This is a genomic window from Balneolaceae bacterium, from assembly GCA_034521445.1.
Lineage (GTDB): Bacteria > Bacteroidota > Rhodothermia > Balneolales > Balneolaceae > JAXHMM01.
In genome coordinates this window covers 1-20,198 of record JAXHMM010000010.1, presented here as the reverse complement: position 1 = coordinate 20,198, position 20,198 = coordinate 1, and the positions used below count along the sequence as shown (strand labels likewise).

The 20,198-nt window shown below is 61.5% G+C and carries 13 protein-coding genes; 11 read left to right on the top strand and 2 right to left on the bottom strand.

From position 1 onward, the window contains the following. Window positions 1-14 precede the first annotated feature (14 nt). From U5K31_11305 to U5K31_11295, 3 genes are all read left to right on the top strand, one after another. Entirely contained in the window at window positions 15-818 is an 804-nt protein-coding gene (locus U5K31_11305) for a UDP-2,3-diacylglucosamine diphosphatase (protein ID MDZ7773306.1), read from the top strand. Further along, complete coding sequence (locus U5K31_11300; GenBank protein ID MDZ7773305.1) at window positions 811-3,147, top strand: transglycosylase domain-containing protein; 2,337 nt, start codon at window positions 811-813, stop codon at window positions 3,145-3,147. Before U5K31_11305 ends, U5K31_11300 begins: the two co-directional genes overlap by 8 nt. 126 nt (window positions 3,148-3,273) lie before the next feature. Then, on the top strand, window positions 3,274-3,888 hold the full coding sequence (locus U5K31_11295) for a thioredoxin family protein (GenBank protein ID MDZ7773304.1): 615 nt from the start codon (window positions 3,274-3,276) through the stop codon (window positions 3,886-3,888). A gap of 41 nt (window positions 3,889-3,929) precedes the next feature. Here the strand turns inward: U5K31_11295 and atpC are convergent, their stop codons facing one another. Beyond that, a complete protein-coding gene (gene atpC, locus U5K31_11290; protein ID MDZ7773303.1) occupies window positions 3,930-4,361 on the bottom strand; it encodes an ATP synthase F1 subunit epsilon in 432 nt (143 codons plus the stop codon). Between the two features lie 10 nt (window positions 4,362-4,371). Then, window positions 4,372-5,886 (bottom strand): F0F1 ATP synthase subunit beta, encoded by a 1,515-nt coding sequence (gene atpD / locus U5K31_11285; GenBank protein ID MDZ7773302.1) that lies wholly within the window; start codon window positions 5,884-5,886, stop codon window positions 4,372-4,374. A gap of 368 nt (window positions 5,887-6,254) precedes the next feature. On the opposite strand from atpD, the gene U5K31_11280 reads away from it, so the two are divergent. From U5K31_11280 to rsgA, 8 genes are all read left to right on the top strand, one after another. Then, the gene (locus tag U5K31_11280) at window positions 6,255-7,097 is read left to right on the top strand and encodes a class I SAM-dependent methyltransferase (GenBank protein ID MDZ7773301.1); all 843 of its coding nucleotides are present in this window, start codon (window positions 6,255-6,257) and stop codon (window positions 7,095-7,097) included. A gap of 15 nt (window positions 7,098-7,112) precedes the next feature. After that, window positions 7,113-8,426, top strand: a complete 1,314-nt coding sequence (locus U5K31_11275) for an APC family permease (protein MDZ7773300.1) — start codon at window positions 7,113-7,115, stop codon at window positions 8,424-8,426. A 153-nt stretch (window positions 8,427-8,579) separates the two neighbouring features. Beyond that, window positions 8,580-9,899 (top strand): 16S rRNA (cytosine(967)-C(5))-methyltransferase RsmB, encoded by a 1,320-nt coding sequence (gene rsmB / locus U5K31_11270; protein ID MDZ7773299.1) that lies wholly within the window; start codon window positions 8,580-8,582, stop codon window positions 9,897-9,899. A 61-nt stretch (window positions 9,900-9,960) separates the two neighbouring features. After that, window positions 9,961-12,648 carry a valine--tRNA ligase gene (locus U5K31_11265; GenBank protein MDZ7773298.1) on the top strand — a complete coding sequence of 896 codons (2,688 nt, stop codon included), beginning with the start codon at window positions 9,961-9,963 and terminating at the stop codon, window positions 12,646-12,648. Between the two features lie 73 nt (window positions 12,649-12,721). After that, window positions 12,722-15,010: a UvrD-helicase domain-containing protein gene (locus tag U5K31_11260; protein ID MDZ7773297.1), complete on the top strand. Its 2,289-nt coding sequence runs from the start codon at window positions 12,722-12,724 to the stop codon at window positions 15,008-15,010. A gap of 33 nt (window positions 15,011-15,043) precedes the next feature. Next, window positions 15,044-16,582 (top strand): DUF5723 family protein, encoded by a 1,539-nt coding sequence (locus tag U5K31_11255; GenBank protein MDZ7773296.1) that lies wholly within the window; start codon window positions 15,044-15,046, stop codon window positions 16,580-16,582. Window positions 16,583-16,736: 154 nt separating this feature from the next. Continuing rightward, complete coding sequence (lon, locus tag U5K31_11250) at window positions 16,737-19,271, top strand: endopeptidase La (protein MDZ7773295.1); 2,535 nt, start codon at window positions 16,737-16,739, stop codon at window positions 19,269-19,271. A 2-nt stretch (window positions 19,272-19,273) separates the two neighbouring features. Next, on the top strand, window positions 19,274-20,198 hold a 925-nt coding region (gene rsgA / locus U5K31_11245), incomplete at its 3' end, for a ribosome small subunit-dependent GTPase A (protein MDZ7773294.1).

The following is a 20,198-nucleotide window of genomic DNA, read 5'->3' as shown; positions in this document are numbered from 1 at the left end:
CCCGCCCCTTCCCCATGGCCACCACCCCCGAAGGCTCCGAAGGCATCCTTTTCCTCTCCGACGCCCACCTGGGCGGCTTCGACGAGACCCGCAACCGGCGTATTGAAGCCTCGCTGATCCGCCTGATCGACTACTGCGAGGCGCGCAGGTACCGCATCTGCGTGCTGGGAGACCTCTTCGACTACTGGATGGAGTACGCCGACCGCGGATGGGCGCCCGATTTGGGCGGGGAGCTGCTGGAGCGCTTCCGCGCCTTCAACGACCCGGCCCGGCCCACCTTGTACATTACCGGCAACCACGACTGCTGGACGGGTCCCCGTCTCCCTGCCTGCGGTTTCGACGTGGAACACCGCTGGCGCGAGCAGGTCCTGGGCGGAAAAAAGGTACTGCTCATGCACGGGGACGGCCTGCCCGACCCGGAGCATCCCGAACGCATGGAGCGTCCCCCGCTGCACCGCCTGCTGAGGAACAAAAACTTCGTAAAGGGGTACCAGAAAATACTGCCCCCCGGCACGGGCACCCGACTGATGAGGCTTTTTTCACGGCTTACACGCAGCTTCGAGGGAGCCAAACATGAGACGCGGGTGCTGGACGGCTGGGCGGAACGCTTCCTGCAGGCCACCGACTTCGACCTGGTGATCTGCGGACATGACCACAACCCGCGCATGCGCGCCTTCGACTTCGGAACCTTCCTGAATTTGGGTACCTTTTACCGACACCGGAGCCTCTGCCTCTATAATAAGGAGGATTTCTCACTCGTTGTCTGGAACAACGCCGACGGCGAACTGCGCCCCTACAGACCAAACATCGATGAGTAACCGACCTCCCGGATCCGACGACGACATGGACCGCTACTTCAACGACCCGGAATACCGCCGGCGCAAGTCCGAGGAGCGCCGCAGAGAATCGGACGGCCCATCCGCCGGAGGCAGTGGAAACGGCTTTTTCATAAACTTCTTCTCCACACGCCGCGCACGCTACATCGCCGGCGCCGCGGCCGTCTTTGTGTTGCTGACGGCCGCCTTCGTGGGCTACCTCTTCACGGGCCTCCCCTCCATCGAGCAGCTGGAGAATCCCGAAACCGCGGTGGCCTCCACCGTACTGAGCCGCGACGGGGCCATCCTGGACAAGTACTACACGCAGAACCGCACCCACGTGCCTATGGAGGAGATCTCTCCCCACGTGGTGGACGCTCTTATCGCCACCGAAGACCACCGCTTCTACAACCACTGGGGCATCGACATGGTGCGCACCCTGGCCATACCCTGGCACCTGCTCAACGGGCGCGTGCAGGGGGGATCCACCCTTACCCAGCAGCTGGCCCGCAACCTTTACCCGGAGATCCGCGGCATCACCGTGCTGCGCAAGCTGCGGGAGATGATCACCGCCATCGACATCGAGCAGAACTACACCAAGCGGGAGATCATCGAGCTGTACCTGAATACGGTGGAATTCCCCAACAGCGCCTTCGGCATCGAGATGGCCGCCCAGACCCACTATGGCAAACCGGCCAAGGACCTTACCATATCGGAGGCGGCCACCCTCGTGGGATCCCTGCAGGCCATCTACGCCAACAATCCTCGCGTAAATCCCGACAACGCGCGCAGCCGCCGCAACACCGTGTTGAACCAGATGGAAAAACGCGGGTTCCTCGAACCCGAGGTCAACGAGAATCTTAAAGAGCAGCCTATAGTCCTGAACTACCAGCCCCCCTCGCGGTCGGGCCGGGAGACCCGCTACTTCGGGCAGTACGTACGCCAGCAGATTGAGCCCTGGGCCAAAGCCAACGGCTACGATCTGGACACAGACGGGCTGACCATCCACACCACCATCGATTCGCGCCTGCAGCGCCACGCCGAGGAGGCGCTTATAACCAAGCTGGATACCTTCCAGGTGGAGTTCCAGCAGGAGTGGACCACGCCCGGCAGTGACAAGTACATGAACGAGTACTGGAGCAGGTTTTCCACCTACCTTCGGGAATACATCCGCGAGACCGACCGCTACAAGAATGCCTTCTCCAAGCTGAACACCGACCAGGAGTCGGTGGTCTTCGAGCAGCTGATGGCCGATTCGGCCTTCGTGGACTCCGTCAAGCGGGCCCATACGCGCCTGGAGGCCGGTTTCGTAGCCATCGATCCCTCCAACGGCAACATCATGGCCTGGGTGGGGGGATCCGACTACGGCAACGTACAGTTTGACCACGTCTACCAGTCGCGCCGGCAGACCGGCTCCACCTTCAAGCCCTTCGTCTACACGGTGGCCATCGACAACGGCTACCGCCCCTACCACCGGTTCTCCAAGTACCCGACCAAATTCTACGACCGGCAGGGCAACGCCTGGACGCCCACCGATCCCACCGTGCCGGAGGGACCCGAACAGGTACCCCTGGCACAGGCGCTGGGACGCAGCCTGAACAACGTAACCGTGCGCCTGCTGCCGGAACTGGCCGGTGCCAGCGGTACCTCCCAGCTGGAGGATCTCTACCCGGCGGCCCGAAAGATCAAGCAGATGGCCTCCAACATGGGCATCGACATGAGCCAGGCACCGACAGTCCCTTCCCTGGCACTGGGCACCGCCAACGTCTCTCTGCTGGAGCTGGTCAGCGCCTACACCACCTTTGCCAATGAGGGCGTACACATCGAACCCATCGCCATCACGCGCATCGAGGACAAGGAGGGCAACATCATCCGGGAATACCATCCCGAAATGACGCGCGAGGTGATCAGCGCCGAGACAGCCTACATGATGACCGATATGCTGCGGGGCGTGGTCCGCGGCGGAGAGGACTGGTACGGCACCGGCGTACGCCTGCAGAACAGCTACGGGGTGCGTCAGGATGTGGCGGGCAAGACGGGCACCACGCAGAATTCGGCCGACAACTGGTTCGTTGCCATGATGCCCCACCTGGTTATGGGCGCCTGGGTAGGCGGGGAGGACCGCCGCATACGCTTCCCGCAGGACACCTGGTACGGCCAGGGCGCACGCACCGCCCTTCCCATTGTGGGCTCCTTCATCAACCGCGCCACCAGCGATCCCGAAGCCCCCTGGAGCTACGACTCCTTCCAGCCCCCGGCCGGCTATGTGCCCCCCACCCCGCCCGACAGCGCCGAGCAGCAGACTGTGGGTGAAGGTCGCATAGACTGGTAATAAAGTCTTTAAAGTCTTTAAAGTCGGAAAGTCTTAAAGTCAGAAAGTCGGGAAGTCAGAAAGTCTTGAAGTCTAAGGACGCATCGTACCATAACCCCACCTGATACCGCACCGTCGGATACCGATATGGACGCTCCTGCGGTCTCCCCTACCCATGTGGATGTGGCAATGAGCTACACCTCCTACCGCAAGATGATCGACAGGCTGCTGGAAGAGGACAAAACCACGGGAGAGAACCACTCCGAGGCCATGCTGGAATACACGCGCATGAACGTGCAGCGCATGAAGCGACTTGATAAACGAACGGAACTCATCCCAGGGCTTGAAGAGGCGCTCGAGGAAACCGCTGCGCCCATGACGTGGCTGGTGCTGACGGAAGCCTGGTGCGGCGATGCCGCCCAGAACATCCCGCCCATCAACCGGATGGCCGATCAGGCGACGAACATCGAGTTGAAGCTGCTGCTGCGCGACGATCACACCGACCTGATGGACCGCTACCTGACGGACGGGGGACGCGCCATTCCCAAGCTTATCTGTCTGCATGCGGAGAACCTGCAGGAGCTGGGCACATGGGGACCGCGTCCGGCGCCTCTGCAGGAGAAGGCGGTAGCCTGGAAAAAAAGTGATGGGATCTCATCGGAAGAGAGGGCGCGGCGAATACACACCTGGTACGCAAAGGACAGGACGCAGACCCTCCAGCAGGAATTCCAGAAACTGCTGCAGAACGAATGGCAAAGCTAACGGAAGGGACTCCCCGACTTCGGACTTTAAGACATTCCGACTTATCTCGTAGTCACCGTGAAGTCGGCCGCCAGTTTGATGCGATTCTCCGCTCGCTGCAGCGCCTTGCGGGCACGCTCCTTGTCGATATCCTTGTCGATCTCCTTGTCGTCGGCCTCCAGGCGCTCACGGGCCCGCTCTTTGGCGGCTTCAGCCCGCTCCACGTCGATCTCCTCCACCAGTTCGGCCGCCTCGGCCAGCAGGGTGAGCACGTTGTCGTGCATCTCCACAAATCCGCCGCTGACGGCGAAGTAAAGATCCTCGCCGCCGGGCCGGCGGATCAGAATACGCCCCACCTCCAACGAGGAAATGATATCTGCGTGCAGGGTCTTGATCTCGAAGGATCCCATGGTACCGGGCACCTGTACGCCCGTCACATCGCCGCTGAAGAGGCTTCCCTCGGGGGTTAGTAACTGCGCTTCAAAGCTGTTCATGGCTGTGCTCCTATTCGGCGGCTTCGGCTTCGGCTTCGGCTTCTTCTTCCTCGGCAAGCATCTCCTTGCCCTGCTCGATGGCCTCTTCGATGGTGCCTACCATGTAGAAGGCGCCTTCGGGCAGGTGGTCAAGCTCGCCGTCCAGAATCATCTTGAAGCCTTCGACGGTGTCCTCGATGTTGATGTACTGCCCCGGCTGCCCGGTGAACTGTTCGGCCACGAAGAAGGGCTGGCTGAGGAATCGCTGCACGCGGCGGGCGCGGGCCACCACGGTTTTGTCTTCGTCGGAAAGCTCGTCCATCCCCAGGATAGCGATGATGTCCTGCAGGTCCTTGTACTTTTGCAGGATCTCGATCACGCGCTGGGCGGTCCGGTAGTGCTCCTTGCCCACTATGTGTGGATCGAGAATCCGTGAGGAGGAGTCCAGCGGGTCCACGGCCGGATAGATGCCGATCTGAGTAAGTGCGCGGCTAAGTGTCGTGGTGGCGTCGAGGTGGGCAAAGGTCGTTGCCGGCGCGGGGTCGGTAAGGTCATCGGCCGGCACGTAGACAGCCTGCACAGAGGTAATCGATCCCTTTTTGGTGGAGGTAATGCGCTCCTGCAGATCGCCCATTTCGGAGGCCAGCGTGGGCTGGTATCCCACGGCAGAGGGCATGCGTCCCAGCAGGGCCGACACCTCGGAACCCGCCTGGGTGAAGCGGAATATGTTGTCAATAAAGAATAGTATGTCGCTGGAGACCTCGTCACGGAAATACTCGGCGACGGTAAGTCCGCTTAGCGCGACGCGGGCGCGCGCCCCTGGCGGCTCGTTCATCTGTCCGAACACAAAAGTGGCCTTCGACTCCTTAAGCTGCTCCTTGTCCACTTTTGAGAGGTCCCATCCGCCCTCCTCAAAGGACGCCTTAAACTCCTCGCCGTAGTCGATGATACCGGCTTCCAGCATCTCGCGCATCAGGTCGTTACCTTCACGTGTACGCTCGCCCACGCCGGCAAAAACGGAGAGTCCCCCGTGTCCCTTGGCGATGTTGTTGATAAGCTCCTGGATGAGTACCGTCTTGCCCACGCCGGCGCCCCCGAAGAGTCCGGTCTTGCCGCCCTTGGCGTAGGGGCAGAGCAGGTCGATCACTTTGATGCCGGTCTCCAGCATCTCGGTGGAGGTGGACAGCTCATCGAAGCTGGGAGCTGAACGGTGGATGGGGTACCGCCGGTCACCCTTGGGTTCCTCAATTCCGTCGATGGACTCCCCTACCACGTTGAACAGGCGTCCCAGGATGTCTTCGCCCACCGGCATGGAGATGGGGGCGCCGGTGTCAACCACCTCGGCTTCCCGCACCAGTCCGTCGGTGGAGTCCATGGCGATGGTCCGCACGCGGTTCTCGCCAAGGTGCTGGGCCACCTCCAGGTAGAGCTTGGATTCGTCTTCCCTTTCTATATAGAGAGCGTTGAGAACCGGGGGGATCTCGCCCTGGTCGAAGTCGACATCCACCACCGGCCCGATAACTTGTGCAACGGTTCCTTTATTCATTCTGAAATGCTGTTGAAAAGGTTTGAGTATTGAGGGTTCAGGGAGACGCGTTCCGACTATCTTTTCGGACCGTCTGGAAGCGGCAAAAGTTAGCCTTTATCGATGCAAAAGGCAAAGAAAATACCGCTTTGGCAGGGCTGTCTGAAGGTCCGGCATCCCCCCGTTCCCGCCGCTGGCCGAAGCCCTGCCGCCCTGCCCGGTTTCGAAAGTTGTTTTGTAAATCTTTTTAAATATTTGTTATTGTGCGCCTTAAAGGAATGAAAGCCACGTTTTATATGTATCGGAGATATATTGACGCCATCGGGACGGTACCGAACCACCCTTCTCTCGCCGCAGTAATCCCAACACAACATGAAAGGTAATACTGAATGAAATCAATCAGCCGTACACTACGCGCCACCCTGCTCACCCTATGCGCCGCCGTCTTAACCATGCTTGCCGCAGCCGTCCCGCTCCAGGCGCAGGATCTCGACGTACCCTACGTGCCCACGCCACAGCTGGTGGTGGACCGTATGCTAGAGCTGGCTGACGTGAAACCTGGTGATTACGTAATTGACCTGGGCTCCGGCGACGGGCGTATCGTCATCAGCGCCGCCAGAATGGGCGCTATGGGACACGGCATTGACCTGGATCCCGAGCGCGTCGAGGAAGCCCGTGAAAACGCCGCGGCGGAGAACGTAACTGACCGGGTCATGTTCCTGAGGGAGGACATCTTCGAGACCGACTTCAGCGACGCCAACGTCATTACCATGTACCTGCTGACCAGTGTGAACCGCAAGCTGCGTCCCCGGCTCTTGGAAACCCTGGAGCCCGGCACCCGCATCGTTTCGCACAGTTTTGACATGGGCGAGTGGGAGCCGGATGTGACCGAGAGTGTAGAAACACAGACCGGCAGCCGGCATACCATCTACTACTGGGTCATCCCCGCACGCATAGACGGCAGCTGGAGCTGGACGGTGGGCAAGTCCACCCTCTCCGCCCAAATCGATCAACGCTTCCAGGAAATCAGCGTGAGCGTGAATCAGGACGGCAGCGCCTGGACTGTGGAGGAAGCCAGCCTGCACGGAGAGCGGCTGAGTCTGATCATTACCAACGGATCCCTTCGATACGTCCTGAGCGGCCGCGCCTCAGGGGGAACCGTCGACGGAACCGCACAGATCCACCAGGGAGATACGACCACCAAGGCACAGTGGACAGGAACGCGGAACTGAGCGGTAATTCCCTGAATGAAGCAGACTCCCGGTACCCCCCGAAAAATCTTTACCATCCTGAACGTGATTGCCGTGATCGTCGGCATCGTGATCGGGATCGGCATCTTCCGCCTGCCTCCTATCGTAGCCCAGAACGCCTCCTCCGGCTGGGAGTTCATCCTATTCTGGGTGGCGGGCGGAGGACTCTCCATCCTGGGGGCCCTCTGCTACGCCGAGCTGGCCACCTCCCATCCCGATGCGGGGGGCGAGTACCATTTTCTCAAGAAAGCCTACGGACCCGCCCTCAGCTTTCTCTTTTCCTGGGGACGAATGACGGTCATACAGACCGGTTCCATCGCCCTGGCCGGTTTCATACTGGGCGACTATGCCTCCTCCTTCCTGGAGCTGGGACCCTACAGCTCCTCCGTCTATGCGGCTGTCGCCGTGGTGGTGCTGACCGCCCTCAACATCTGGGGCACCCGCCCCTCCAAGAGGGCACAGAACGCCATGGCGGGCGTCGTGGTGAGCATGCTCCTGCTGCTGGGCCTGCTGGGCGTAACCATCGGCACGCCCCTGCCTGAAGCGTCGTCCGGGGGGACGGCGTCGGGAGACGGCTCGGCGGGACTGGCCATGATCTTCGTGCTGCTCACCTACGGGGGCTGGAACGAGGCGGCCTACCTGTCGGGCGAACTCCGCAACGTACGACGCAACATGGTTAAAGTGCTCGTGACAGGCATCCTGCTCATCACCGCCCTCTATGTGCTCATCAACCTGGCTTACCTGCAGGTGCTGGGACTGGATGGGCTGCGGGCGGCCGACACCGTGGGCATCGCCCTGGCCGACCAGGTGCTCGGTACGGGCAGTGGCTATTTTGTGGGTGCGATCATCATCCTGGCCGCCCTCTCTACGGCCAACGCCACCATCATTACCGGCGCGCGGACCAATTACGCACTGGGACGCGACTTCGCCCCGCTTGGCATACTGGGCATCTGGAACCGCCCGACCGACACCCCGCGCAACGCCCTGCTGGTACAGGGGGGGATCGCGCTGCTGCTGGTGCTGCTGGGGGCCTTCACCGAGGAGGCAGTCAGCACCATGGTGGACTATACCGCCCCGGTCTTCTGGTTCTTCCTGATGGTGACCACCCTCTCCCTCTTCGTCTTCCGCTACCGTGGCGATCCGCCCTCCCCGCCCTACCGGGTGCCCGGCTACCCGGTCACGCCCGTGCTCTTCGCGGCCACCTGCGCCTACCTGCTCTGGTCCTCTCTCACGGTCACAGGATACGGCGCCCTTTACGGTGCCGGCATCCTGCTGCTGGGCATTCCTGTCTACTGGTGGGTGCGGCGCTGATTCCATTAGCAACTCCCTTGCCAAAACACTATTTTTGCACCCCTTTGACGCTCCGCGCGCCGGGGGCGCCAGAGCGCCCGGAGAGGTGAATCATATGTCTCCGTTTAGCCTTATATTTATTGAAATTCCAACCCCAATAAATCCATAACCACCTTGGAAACCGAAGCAACCGCTCGATCCGTCAGTGTAGACATCCTCATCGATTTCGACGAGACCGGGGTGCTGAACTACGCATCTGCGGATGAGCTGGAAACGAGAGGCCGGGCCGAGGTGCGTGAATACGTGCAGAATATCCTGCGGAGGCGCTCCTATCTTGATTTCATGATCGACCATTTTTCCAACGTGGGCATCGCCGAGATGAAGTCCCGGCTCAAAAACATCCTGCGGCTGGGCGTTTACGACATGGTATTTATGGATTCAACGCCCGATTATGCGGCCATCAACGAGTCGGTGGAGATCGCCAAGTTCACCCTCGGCTCGCGCACGGGCGATCTGGTCAACGCCATCCTGCGCAACCTGCAGCGGGATATTGACGAACTGCCCAAGCCCCAGTTCGAAGACCGCACCAAACTTATTGCCGTCACCTTTTCCCACCCCGAATGGCTGGTTAAACGCTGGACCAGCCGCTTCGGTGAGCGCGAGGCCTTCCAGCTGATGCAGGCCAACAACAAGCGCCCCGTCTACTACGTGCGCGTCAACAACCTTCGTACGAAGACCGAAAATTTCAAGCTGCGCATGACCAAGAGCGACATTGAGTTCGTGGAGAGCGACTGGCTGCCGGGTTACTTCCAGGTAGAAAGCGTAGCGCCCTTCATCACCAAGGGCTGGCTTGAAAAGGGCTTCTGCCTCATCCAGGACGTCGCAGCCGGCTTTGCCCCCTTCCTGCTGGATCCCCAGCCAGGTGAGAATGTATACGATCTCTGTGCGGCGCCGGGCACCAAAAGCATGGTCATGTCCGACCTGATGAACGGCGAGGGAAGCATCCTGGCGGTGGACATCTCCTCGGACCGCCTTGAAAAACTGGCGCAGAGCGCCGTGGAGCACCACGCCGAAAACATCCGGGTACGCCGCGCCGATGTAAACGAACTCGAACTTCCCGAAGCCGACGCCGTGCTGCTGGACGCCCCCTGCACCGGGACCGGCGTGCTCAGCAAGCGCGCCGACCTTCGCTGGCGCCGCGATGAGGAGGGGCTCCAGCAGGCCGTGGAACAGCAGGCCGCCCTGCTGGACTCCGCCGCCGACATGGTAAAAAAGGGCGGGCGCCTGGTCTACAGCACCTGCTCGATCGAGGAGGAGGAGAACATGCAGCAGGTGCAGAATTTCCTGGATCGCCGCGACGACTTCGAGCTGAAATCGGCCGAGGGTTACCTCCCCGACGAGGTGCTCAACGAGGAGGGCACGGCCTACCAGACCTTTCCCCACCGGCACCAGTGCGACGGGCACTTTGGCGTCTTACTAGTCAGAAAGTCATAAAGTCTTAAAGTCGGGAAGTCGGGAAGTCCTAAAGTCGAAAAGTCTTAAAGTCGGAAGTCTGATGTCCCAAGCAGAGCAGCAGCTCCCCAAACATTACGATCCCTCCCAGGCCGAGGATAAATGGTACGCCTACTGGGAGGAGCACGGCCATTTCCACTCCGAACCCGACGGGCGCGAGTCCTACACCGTGGTCATACCGCCTCCCAACGTGACGGGCGTGCTGCATATGGGACACATGCTCAACAATACCATACAGGACGTGCTGGTGCGCCGGGCGCGCATGCTGGGCAAGAACGCATGCTGGGTGCCGGGCACCGACCACGCCTCCATCGCCACGGAGGCCAAGGTGGTGGGCCGCCTGCGTGAGCAGGGCATCACCAAGGCCGACCTCACCCGCGAGGAGTTCCTGGAGCACGCCTGGGAGTGGACCGAGGAGCACGGCGGCATCATCCTACAGCAGCTTCGCAAGCTGGGCGCCTCCTGCGACTGGCAGCGCACCCGCTTTACCATGGAGGAGGAGCTCTACGAGGCGGTCATCGACTGTTTTATCGAACTCCACGATCGCGGCTGCATCTACCGCGGCCGGCGCATGATCAACTGGGATCCCGAGGCGCAGACCGCCCTGTCGGACGAGGAGGTCATCCACCGCGAGGTGAAGTCCAAACTCTACCACGTGCGCTACGACCTGCCCGGTTCGGGCGAGAGCGTGGTTATCGCCACCACCCGCCCGGAGACCATCCTGGCCGACACCGGCGTCTGCGTGCACCCCGACGACGATCGCTACACCAACCTGATCGGTAAAACAGCCGTCATCCCGCTGGTGGACCGCGAGGTGCCGGTGATCGCCGACGACTACGTGGATCCCGAATACGGGACGGGCTGCCTGAAAATAACCCCGGCCCACGACACCAACGACTACGAGATCGGCCTTCGTCACAACCTGGAGGTCATCGACATGTTCAACCCCGACGGCACCCTCAGCGAAGCCGCCAGGGTGCATGTGGGCGCCGACCGTTTCGCGGCGCGCGAGATGGTGGTGGCCGATCTGCGGGAGCAGGGACGGCTGGTGGAGGTGGAGGAGATCGACAACAAGGTGGGCTATTCCGAGCGCACCGACGCGGTCATCGAGCCGCGGCTCTCCCTGCAGTGGTTCTGCCGCATGGACGAGATGGCCGAACCCGCCCTGGAAAACGTACTCAACGACGAGATCGCCTTCCACCCTTCGAAATTCAAAAACGCCTACCGCCACTGGATGGAGAACATCCGCGACTGGTGCATCTCGCGCCAGCTCTGGTGGGGGCAGCGCATCCCTGCCTGGTACTACGGGGAGGACCCCGAGGCGTACGTGATCGCCAAGACCGAGGAGGAGGCCCTCGCCAAGGCCCGCGAGAAGTCCGGGCGGCCTGACATGGAAGCCAACGACATCCGCCAGGACGAGGACGTGCTGGACACCTGGTTCTCCTCCTGGTTGTGGCCCATCACCGTCTTCGGCGGAATGAAGGAGCCGCACAACGAGGAGATCGAGTATTACTATCCGACGGACGACCTGGTCACTGCGCCCGAAATCATGTTTTTCTGGGTGGCGCGCATGATTATGGCCGGCTATGAATTCCGCGGCGAGAAACCCTTCAGCAACGTCTACTACACCGGCATCGTCCGCGACAGCCAGCGCCGCAAGATGTCGAAGTCGCTGGGCAACTCCCCCGATCCCCTGAAGCTCATCGAGGAGTACGGCGCCGACGGGGTCCGCACCGGCATGCTTTTTTCCTCCCCCGCCGGCAACGACCTGCTCTTCGAGGAGCAGCTCTGCGAACAGGGGCGCAACTTCGCCAACAAGATCTGGAACGCCTTCCGCTTTCTGATGATGAACCGGGAGGAGGGACGCAGCTACCCCGAGAAGCTGTCCATCGACCGCCAAAGCCTGGCCGACCGCTGGATGCTTTCCCGGCTGCACGCCACCACCCGCGCCATCAACGAGGACTTCGACAAATTCCGCATCAACGACGCCCTGCGCAAGGTCTATTCGCTCATATGGGATGATTTCTGCGACTGGTACATCGAGCTCATCAAGGCTGACGAGCCGGGAGCCGCCATCCCGCCGGAGCGGCTGGGCAGAGGACTCCTTTTCTTCGAGCAGCTCATGAAACTGCTCCATCCCTTCATGCCCTTCATCAGCGAGGAGGTGTGGCAGCGCATACGCGAGCGCGATACCGACGATGCGATGATCGTTACCTCCTGGCCTGAGGTGGACGAGGAGGCCGTCTCTGAATTGGACGAGGATCTTTTCGGCGCCATACAGAAGATGATCTCCGCGGTGCGCAACATCCGCGCCGAGTTCAACGTGGACGCCGGCGCGGAGATCGACCTGCACGTCAAGGCAAAGGACCCGGAGACCGCTCGGGCCCTCGCCGACAACGAGTGGATTTTCCGCAAGATGCTTCGGCTGAGTGACTACAGGGTGGATACCGGCCTCTCCAAGCCCGGCACTTCCGCCTCGGCCGTAATTGAGGGCACCGAACTCTTCGTGCCTCTGGAAGGGCTCATCGACCTGGAGAAGGAGCGCGGGCGCGTCCGCTCGGAAATCGAGCGCCTGGAAGGCTTTCTGCAGACGGTGGAGAAAAAACTGGACAACGAGCAGTTCGTGGAGAACGCCCCCGGGGAGGTGGTGCAGCGTGAGCGCGACAAGAAGGCCGACACCGAGACCAACCTGGAGAAACTGCGCGGCATCCTGAAGGAGATCGCCTCCTGAGTCCGGCGGCCCGCCGCACCCCGCCTCCCTCCCGCAAAATCGAACGGCAACATCCCAAGAGCAACGAAATTCCATGTCCCAGGAACCCTCCTTCCTTGACGACCTGAACGAGCAGCAGCGCCGGGCCGTGCGTCACACCGAAGGACCGCTGCTTATCGTGGCGGGCGCAGGCAGCGGCAAGACGCGCGTGCTCACCTACCGTATCGCCTACCTGGTGGATATGGAACGGGCCCGCCCCGACGAGGTACTGGCCCTCACCTTCACCAACAAGGCGGCCCGGGAGATGAAGGACCGCATACGCGACCTGGCGGGCGATCAGGCCCGCAACCTCTGGATGGGCACCTTCCACTCGGTCTTCTCCAAAATTCTGCGCTTTGAGGCCGACAAGATTGGCTTCACCTCCAACTACTCCATCTACGACACGGACGACTCTAAAAACGCCATCAAACAGATCCTGCGGGAGCTCAACTACGACCCCAAGGAGATCCAGCCGCGCACCATTCAGCGGCGCATAAGCGACGCCAAGAACGAGCTCATTCTCCCCGGACAGTACAAGGAGCGCTTCATCCACAGCACGCTCGACGACATCACCGCGCGTATCTACGAGATCTACGTGGAGCGGCTGCGGCAAAACAACGCCATGGACTTCGACGACCTGCTGATCAAGCCCATCGAGCTCTTCGGCAAACATCCGGAGGTACTGGAGAAGTACCAGGAGCGCTTCCGCTACATCCTCATCGACGAGTACCAGGACACCAACCACGCCCAGTACAAGGTCACCAACATGCTGGCCGAAAAATACAAGAACCTCTGCGTGGTGGGCGACGACGCGCAGTCCATCTACTCGTTCCGCGGGGCCGACATCTCCAACATTCTCGACTTCAAGAATGACTACGAGGACGCCCTCGAGATTCCCCTGGAGCAGAACTACCGCTCCACCCAGGCCATCCTCAAGGTGGCCGACTCGGTCATCAAGAAGAACGACCGCCAGCTGGAGAAGACGCTCTGGACCGACAATGACATGGGCGAGATGGTCACCCTGCTGGAGAACTACGACGAACGCGACGAGGCCAACCGCGTGGGCGGCTGGATCAACGAGCTGCGTGCCCGCAAGGGCTACGGCTACAACGACTTTGCCGTGCTCTACCGCACCAACTACCAGAGCCGCGTATTCGAGGAGGTGCTGCGCCGCAAGGGCATTCCCTATCAGCTGGTCGGGGGACTCTCCTTCTACCAGCGGCGCGAGGTGAAGGACGTGCTGGCCTACCTGACCGTGCTGGCCAACCCCGACGACGACACCAACCTGCTTCGCATCATCAACGAGCCCTCCCGCGGCATCGGCCAGAAGTCGCTGCACGACCTCACCTCCCACGCCCGGGAGACCGGCCGTTCTCTCTGGAACATCCTCGAGAACGTGGAAGAGGCAGACCTCTACAAGCCGGCCGAGAACAGCGTACGCGAATTCACCGCCATGATGAAGGAACTCAAGGAGGAGCTGGCCGGGGGCGCCCCCCTCAGCGAGGTGACCCGCGCCCTGCTGAAGCGATCCGGATACATGCAGGCCCTGGTGGAGGAGAACTCTCCCAAATCGATGTCCCGCAGGGAAAACATCCTGGAGCTCGAGAATGCCATCAACTACTTCCAGAAAAACAGCTCCAATCCCAGCCTGGCCGCCTTCCTGCAGGAGATCAGCCTCATCACCGACTCCGACAAGTACGACGACGAGAAGCCGGCGGTCACCCTGATGACCGTGCACGCGGCCAAGGGGCTGGAATTCCCCGCCGTCTTTGTGGTGGGACTCGAGGAGGAGCTTTTCCCGGTGGGCAGCCGCGAGAACGAGGAGGCCAACATCGAGGAGGAGCGCCGCCTTTTCTACGTGGCCATCACCCGGGCCCAGGAGAAGCTCTTTTTCAGCCACTGCCGCAGCCGGTACAAGTACGGGGAGGAGAAACCCATGGCGCGCTCCCGTTTCCTGGAGGAGGTGAGTCCCGACGTGGTGCACACGGAAACAGGCTCCACCATCTCGCAGAACCGCTCGCGCTTTTCGGGGGAGGCGGGCAACGGGGATTCACGTACCGGTTCGTCATCGGGCTCCCGCGGGGAGACCCGTGTGGAATACGACTGGAAAGAGCCCCTCTACAGCGGGCGCGGAAGCTCGGACAACGAAACCACCATTCACTACGATAACCCCGACGGGGATCCCTTCCAGGTAGGCGCCAAGGTGGAGCACAGCGTCTTTGGACCGGGCAAGATCATCGCGCGGTCGGGCGATGGAGAAAGAACCAAAGTTACCGTACATTTCAAGGAGCGTGGCCGGAAAACACTCATGCTCCGTGTCGCAAAATTAAGGGTTATTGGCTAACAGGGACGTTTTGGCTGAACCAGGGTCTCACACATGAACGGTTTTCCCGCCATCCGCGCGGCCCTCGCCGCGCTCATGATCCTGGCCGCCCTACCCGCCCTGCAGTCTGATGGGACCTCTCCGCAGGCCCAGCCCGCCTTCAACGCCCGCAACAGCGCCCTGGGCGGGGGCGGCACCGCCTGGCTGACCGGCTACGAAGCCAATTTCCTGAATCCCGCCAACCTGTTCTTGCCCGGCGGTGGACCCACCGACCTGGGACTCTCAGGCGTAACCTTCTATGCCGAATCTTTCCTTGCCCGGAAGGGGCTGCGCGGATTTGCCGAGCATACGGAACAGACGCTCAGACCCTACCGGCCCGGCGCAATTCCCCTCACCAGCGATATGCGACGGCAGATCCTGCGCTCCGGCTATACCGGCGGGCGCAACACCCTGCAGGCCATGCAGCGCAGCGAGGTTACCCTGCTGGGCCTTCGCTGGGATGGCAGGGAAGAGGCCTACTCGGTGGCCCTCCGCGCGCGCCAGGGTCTGCGCACGGTGACCGGCCGGGGCTGGTACACCCCCAGCTACCACGACGGCGAACGCGATTTCACCCTGGTCAAGCAGAAGGAGACTCTTTACGAGCTTTCCGCCGGCTTCGCCCGCGAACTGACCTTCATCGACAGACTCTGGCCCGGCGTGCACCGCCTGCTCGTCGGCATGGCGCCCAAAATAGTGCTGGGCGGCGCCTTCGCCGACCTGCACTACGAGGGGCGCTATACCGGGGGTTCGGAGACCGCCCAGTCGCCCTACGACTACGCCTACCGCCACCGTTCAGCCGGCGAGTATACTGACCTGTACCGCAGTTACCGCGCCTCCGGCGATCCGGCCAACGCCATCGACCGCACCCTGCGCGCCTACAGCAGCCTGGTCCCCTCGGGCTTCGGGGCGGGACTGGACCTGGGACTCACCTACCTCATACCTCTTGACCGTCCCCTGCCTTCCGAAGGCAGTGTGTACCGCGCCTCTCGAAAGGTGCTTCGCATCGGCATATCGGTCACCGACCTGGGCGTGATGCGATACAACGTCAAGCCGCTCAGTCTTCGCCTTGAGCGTGCCAGCATGGAAGGTCTGTCCGCCCGAGGCATTGCATCCAGCTATTTTACCGGCAGCGACGGGCAGGTGCCGGAGTATTTTCAGAGGCTTGCCCCCTCTCCCAACCCCCTGCTGGAACCGGATGAGCTCCACACGGAGGAGATCACCACCTCCTTGCCCACCGCACTCAACACGGGCGTGATGCTGCGCCTGGACGGCCTCCGCCTGATGGGTGACCTGAGCCTGGGACTTACCGACAACGCCTTCACCACCCGCCAGCTCACCGCCCACCTGGGCGTCGAAGTGCGCCCCGTCCCCGCCCTCCCGCTGCGGGGAGGCGCCCAGCTTGCCCCGGGACGTCCCGTGCACTGGACCCTCGGGACCGGCCTGGAAACGAACCATTTCGAGCTCCATATCTCCGCGCGCTTTCTCAGCTGGCCGGGCGACGCCACCCCCCTCATTGCGGGGGCCGGCTTCGGGGGACTGCGCCTGAAACTCTAAGTCTCCTGTCAAGCTGTCAACCCGATCCCGATTATTGCCTGTAGTTTGTTATTTTGCCAGTAGACCTGACAAATGGGTAGGAAGCCCACAGCTGGCTTCCTATTTGCACGTATCCAATGAACGCTCGCAGCTATTTCACAACCCAAGCCCAGACATGAAATCCCTTTTTGAAAATTTTTCCGATTTCGAGGATATGGATGAGCAACTAGACGACTTCGAACAGGCCATCCCCCTCATGTCAGAGGAAGAGGAGAAAGAACTTTCGCAGTCGGAAATCCCCGACAACCTCCCCATACTGCCCCTTAAGAACACCGTGCTATTCCCCGGGGTGGTAGTGCCCATCACCGTCGGACGCGACCGATCCCTGGATCTGGTAAAGGAGGCCTACGAATCCGATAAGACCATCGGCGTGGTCAGCCAAAAGGACGAGGAGGAAGAGGACCCCGACGCCGACGACCTCTTTCGCATCGGAACGGTGGCCCAGATCCTCAAACTCATCAAGATACCCGACGGCTCAAAAAGCATCGTGATCCAGGGCAAGACCATCTTCAAGGTCAATGAGTACACCCAGAAGGACCCCTTCTTCCGGGCTGCCGTCGAACCGTTCCGTCAGGAGATGGATCTGGCCGGCGTGGAGCTGGACGCCGCCATCCGCTCGGTGAAGGAGACCGCCTCCAAGATCGTAAACCTCTCTCCGAACATCCCCTCGGAGGCCTCTATTGCCATCAACAACATCAGCAGCCCCACCTTCCTGTTGAATTTCATCTCCTCCAACCTCAACGTCTCTACGTCCGACAAGCAGAAGGTGCTGGAAATCCAGCAGTTCTCCGACCGCATCGAGCTGGTCATGGAGTTCCTCAACAAGGAGCTGCAGGTACTCAACCTGAGCGAAGAGATCCGAACCAAGGTCAAATCGGACATCGACGAACAGCAGCGCGATTTCTACCTGCGTCAGCAGATGAAAGCCATTCAGGAGGCCCTGGGCGAAGACAGCGAACAGCAGGAGGTCGAGAAGCTGCGCAAACGCCTGGAGGAGAAAAATCTCCCGGATGATGCGCGCGATACCGCCGAGAAGGAACTCCTTCGCCTGGAGCGCACGCCCAACTCCTCCCCCAATTACGGGGTCATCCACTCCTACATCGAGTGGATCCTCGACCTGCCCTGGGAAAAATTTTCGGAGGACAACCTCGACCTGAACAACGCCCAGAAGGTGCTGGACGAGGACCACTACGGACTGGAAAAGGTTAAGAAACGTATTGTCGAGTACCTGGCGGTTCTCAAGCTCAAGAAAGACATGAAAGCCCCCATACTATGCTTCTACGGCCCTCCCGGCGTGGGGAAAACCTCCCTGGGCCGCTCCATCGCCCGGGCCCTCAACCGCCAGTTCGAGCGCTTCAGCCTGGGCGGCATCCACGACGAAGCGGAGATACGGGGACACCGCCGCACCTACATCGGCGCCCTCCCCGGACGCATCCTGCGCGGCATGAAGAAGTCGGGCACCGGCAACCCGGTGATGATGCTTGACGAAATCGACAAGGTGGGCTCCGACTACCGCGGCGACCCCACCTCCGCCCTGCTCGAGGTGCTGGATCCCGAGCAGAACGACTCTTTCGCCGACAACTACCTGGAGCTGGAGTACGACCTGTCGCGGGTGCTGTTCATCGCCACCGCAAACTCCCTGGACACCATACCGGCGCCCCTGCGCGACCGCATGGAGATCATCAACATCAGCGGATACACCCTCGAGGAGAAGCGCGAGATCGCCAAGCAGCACCTCATGCCCAAGCAGATCGAGGAAAACGGTCTTAAAAAGGAGCACATCAAGTTCACCACGCCCGCCATCGACAAAATCATTGACGAGTACACCCGCGAGTCGGGCGTACGCAACCTGGAGCGCCAGATCGGTGCCGTCTGCCGCGGGGTGGCCGCCAAAATTGCCAAGGGCGAAGAAAAGAAATATAAGGTGGGCGTCAACGAGCTGGGCGACTACCTGGGCAAACGCAAGTACTTTTCCGAGGTGGCCGAGCGCACCACCGTGCCCGGCGTGGCCACCGGTCTGGCCTGGACTCCCTACGGGGGCGACATCCTCTTTATCGAAGCCAGCGTTTCGAAAGGCAACGGCAAGCTGCATATCACCGGACAGCTGGGCGACGTGATGAAGGAGTCGGCCATGCTGGCCATGAGCTACCTGCGCGCCCACGCCGACGCGCTGAACATCCCCGAGGCGGCCTTCAAGTACTGGGACCTCCACATTCACGTGCCCAAAGGCGCCGTGCCCAAGGACGGTCCCTCGGCCGGCATCTCCATTTTCTCGGCCGTGGCCTCCATCTTTACCCAGCGCAAGGTGCGGGACACCATCGCCATGACCGGCGAAATCACCCTGCGCGGACAGGTGCTGCCCGTGGGCGGCATCAAGGAGAAGGTGCTGGCGGCCAAGCGCGCCGGCATTGAGACGGTGCTGCTTCCCCAGAAGAACGAAAAGGATGTGGCCGAAATCGAGGAGGACGTGATCGGCGACCTGGAGGTAAGCTACCTGGAGCGCATGGATCCCCTGCTCGACCTTGTGCTGGAGGAGGAACCCGTGTCCGATCCCCGCGAACGCTTCCGGGTCTCCGACGAATACAAGGCACAGAACGGGCGCACCCAGAGCTCCCAGGATGCCGCCCAGGAGACCATCGTCATGGAGTAGCCGTGAGTGAAGCGATCACAGGACGCGTCATACAGTCCACCGGCAGCTGGTACGAGGTCGCCCAGGACCCTCCCGGCGGGGAGGATCCGGTGATCCGTTGCCGCCTGCCCGGCCGCTTCCGCCAGCGCGACCTCGACACCACCAATCCCATTTCGGTGGGCGACCGTGTAAGCGTCACCATGAACCAGGACGGCACCGGCTCCATCGAGGAGATCCACGATCGCGAAAACTTTGTTATCCGCCAGGCTACCCGTTCCAGCCATGAGGAGCAGATCCTGGTTTCCAACATTGACCGCGCCTACGTGGTGCAGTCGGTTCTCAAACCGCGCCTCAAACAGGGCTTCATAGACCGCTTCCTGGTCACCTGCGAGGCCTACGGGGTACCGGCGGCCCTGGTGATCAACAAGATGGACCTGGCCGGCGGAAAGGAGCGCGAGAGGATCTCCGGACTTCAGGATCTGTACGAGGAACTCGGCTACCCGGTGCACCTGACCACCATCAAAGATTCCTCCTCCCTGGAAGGACTCAAGGCGGGCCTGAAGGGAAAAACATCGGTCTTCATCGGTCCCTCCGGCACGGGCAAGTCGAGCATCATGAACGTGCTGGACCCCTCCGTTGAGCGCAAGGTGGGCGAGGTGTCCGACTACAATGAGAAGGGCAAACACACCACCACCTTCGCCCGGCTGGTACCCCTTGGAATCGGAGGCTGGCTGGTGGACACCCCCGGCATCCGTGAGTTCGGCCTGGTCAACATCGCCCCCTGGGAGCTCTCCCACTACTTCCCGGAAATGGCCGAGGTCCACCAGCAATGCAAGTTCAACAACTGCACCCACAGCCACGAGCCGGGCTGCGCGGTGATGGAGGCCTACGAGGACGGCCATATCCACCCCGACCGCTACCACTCCTACCTGCAGATCCTGGACTCCC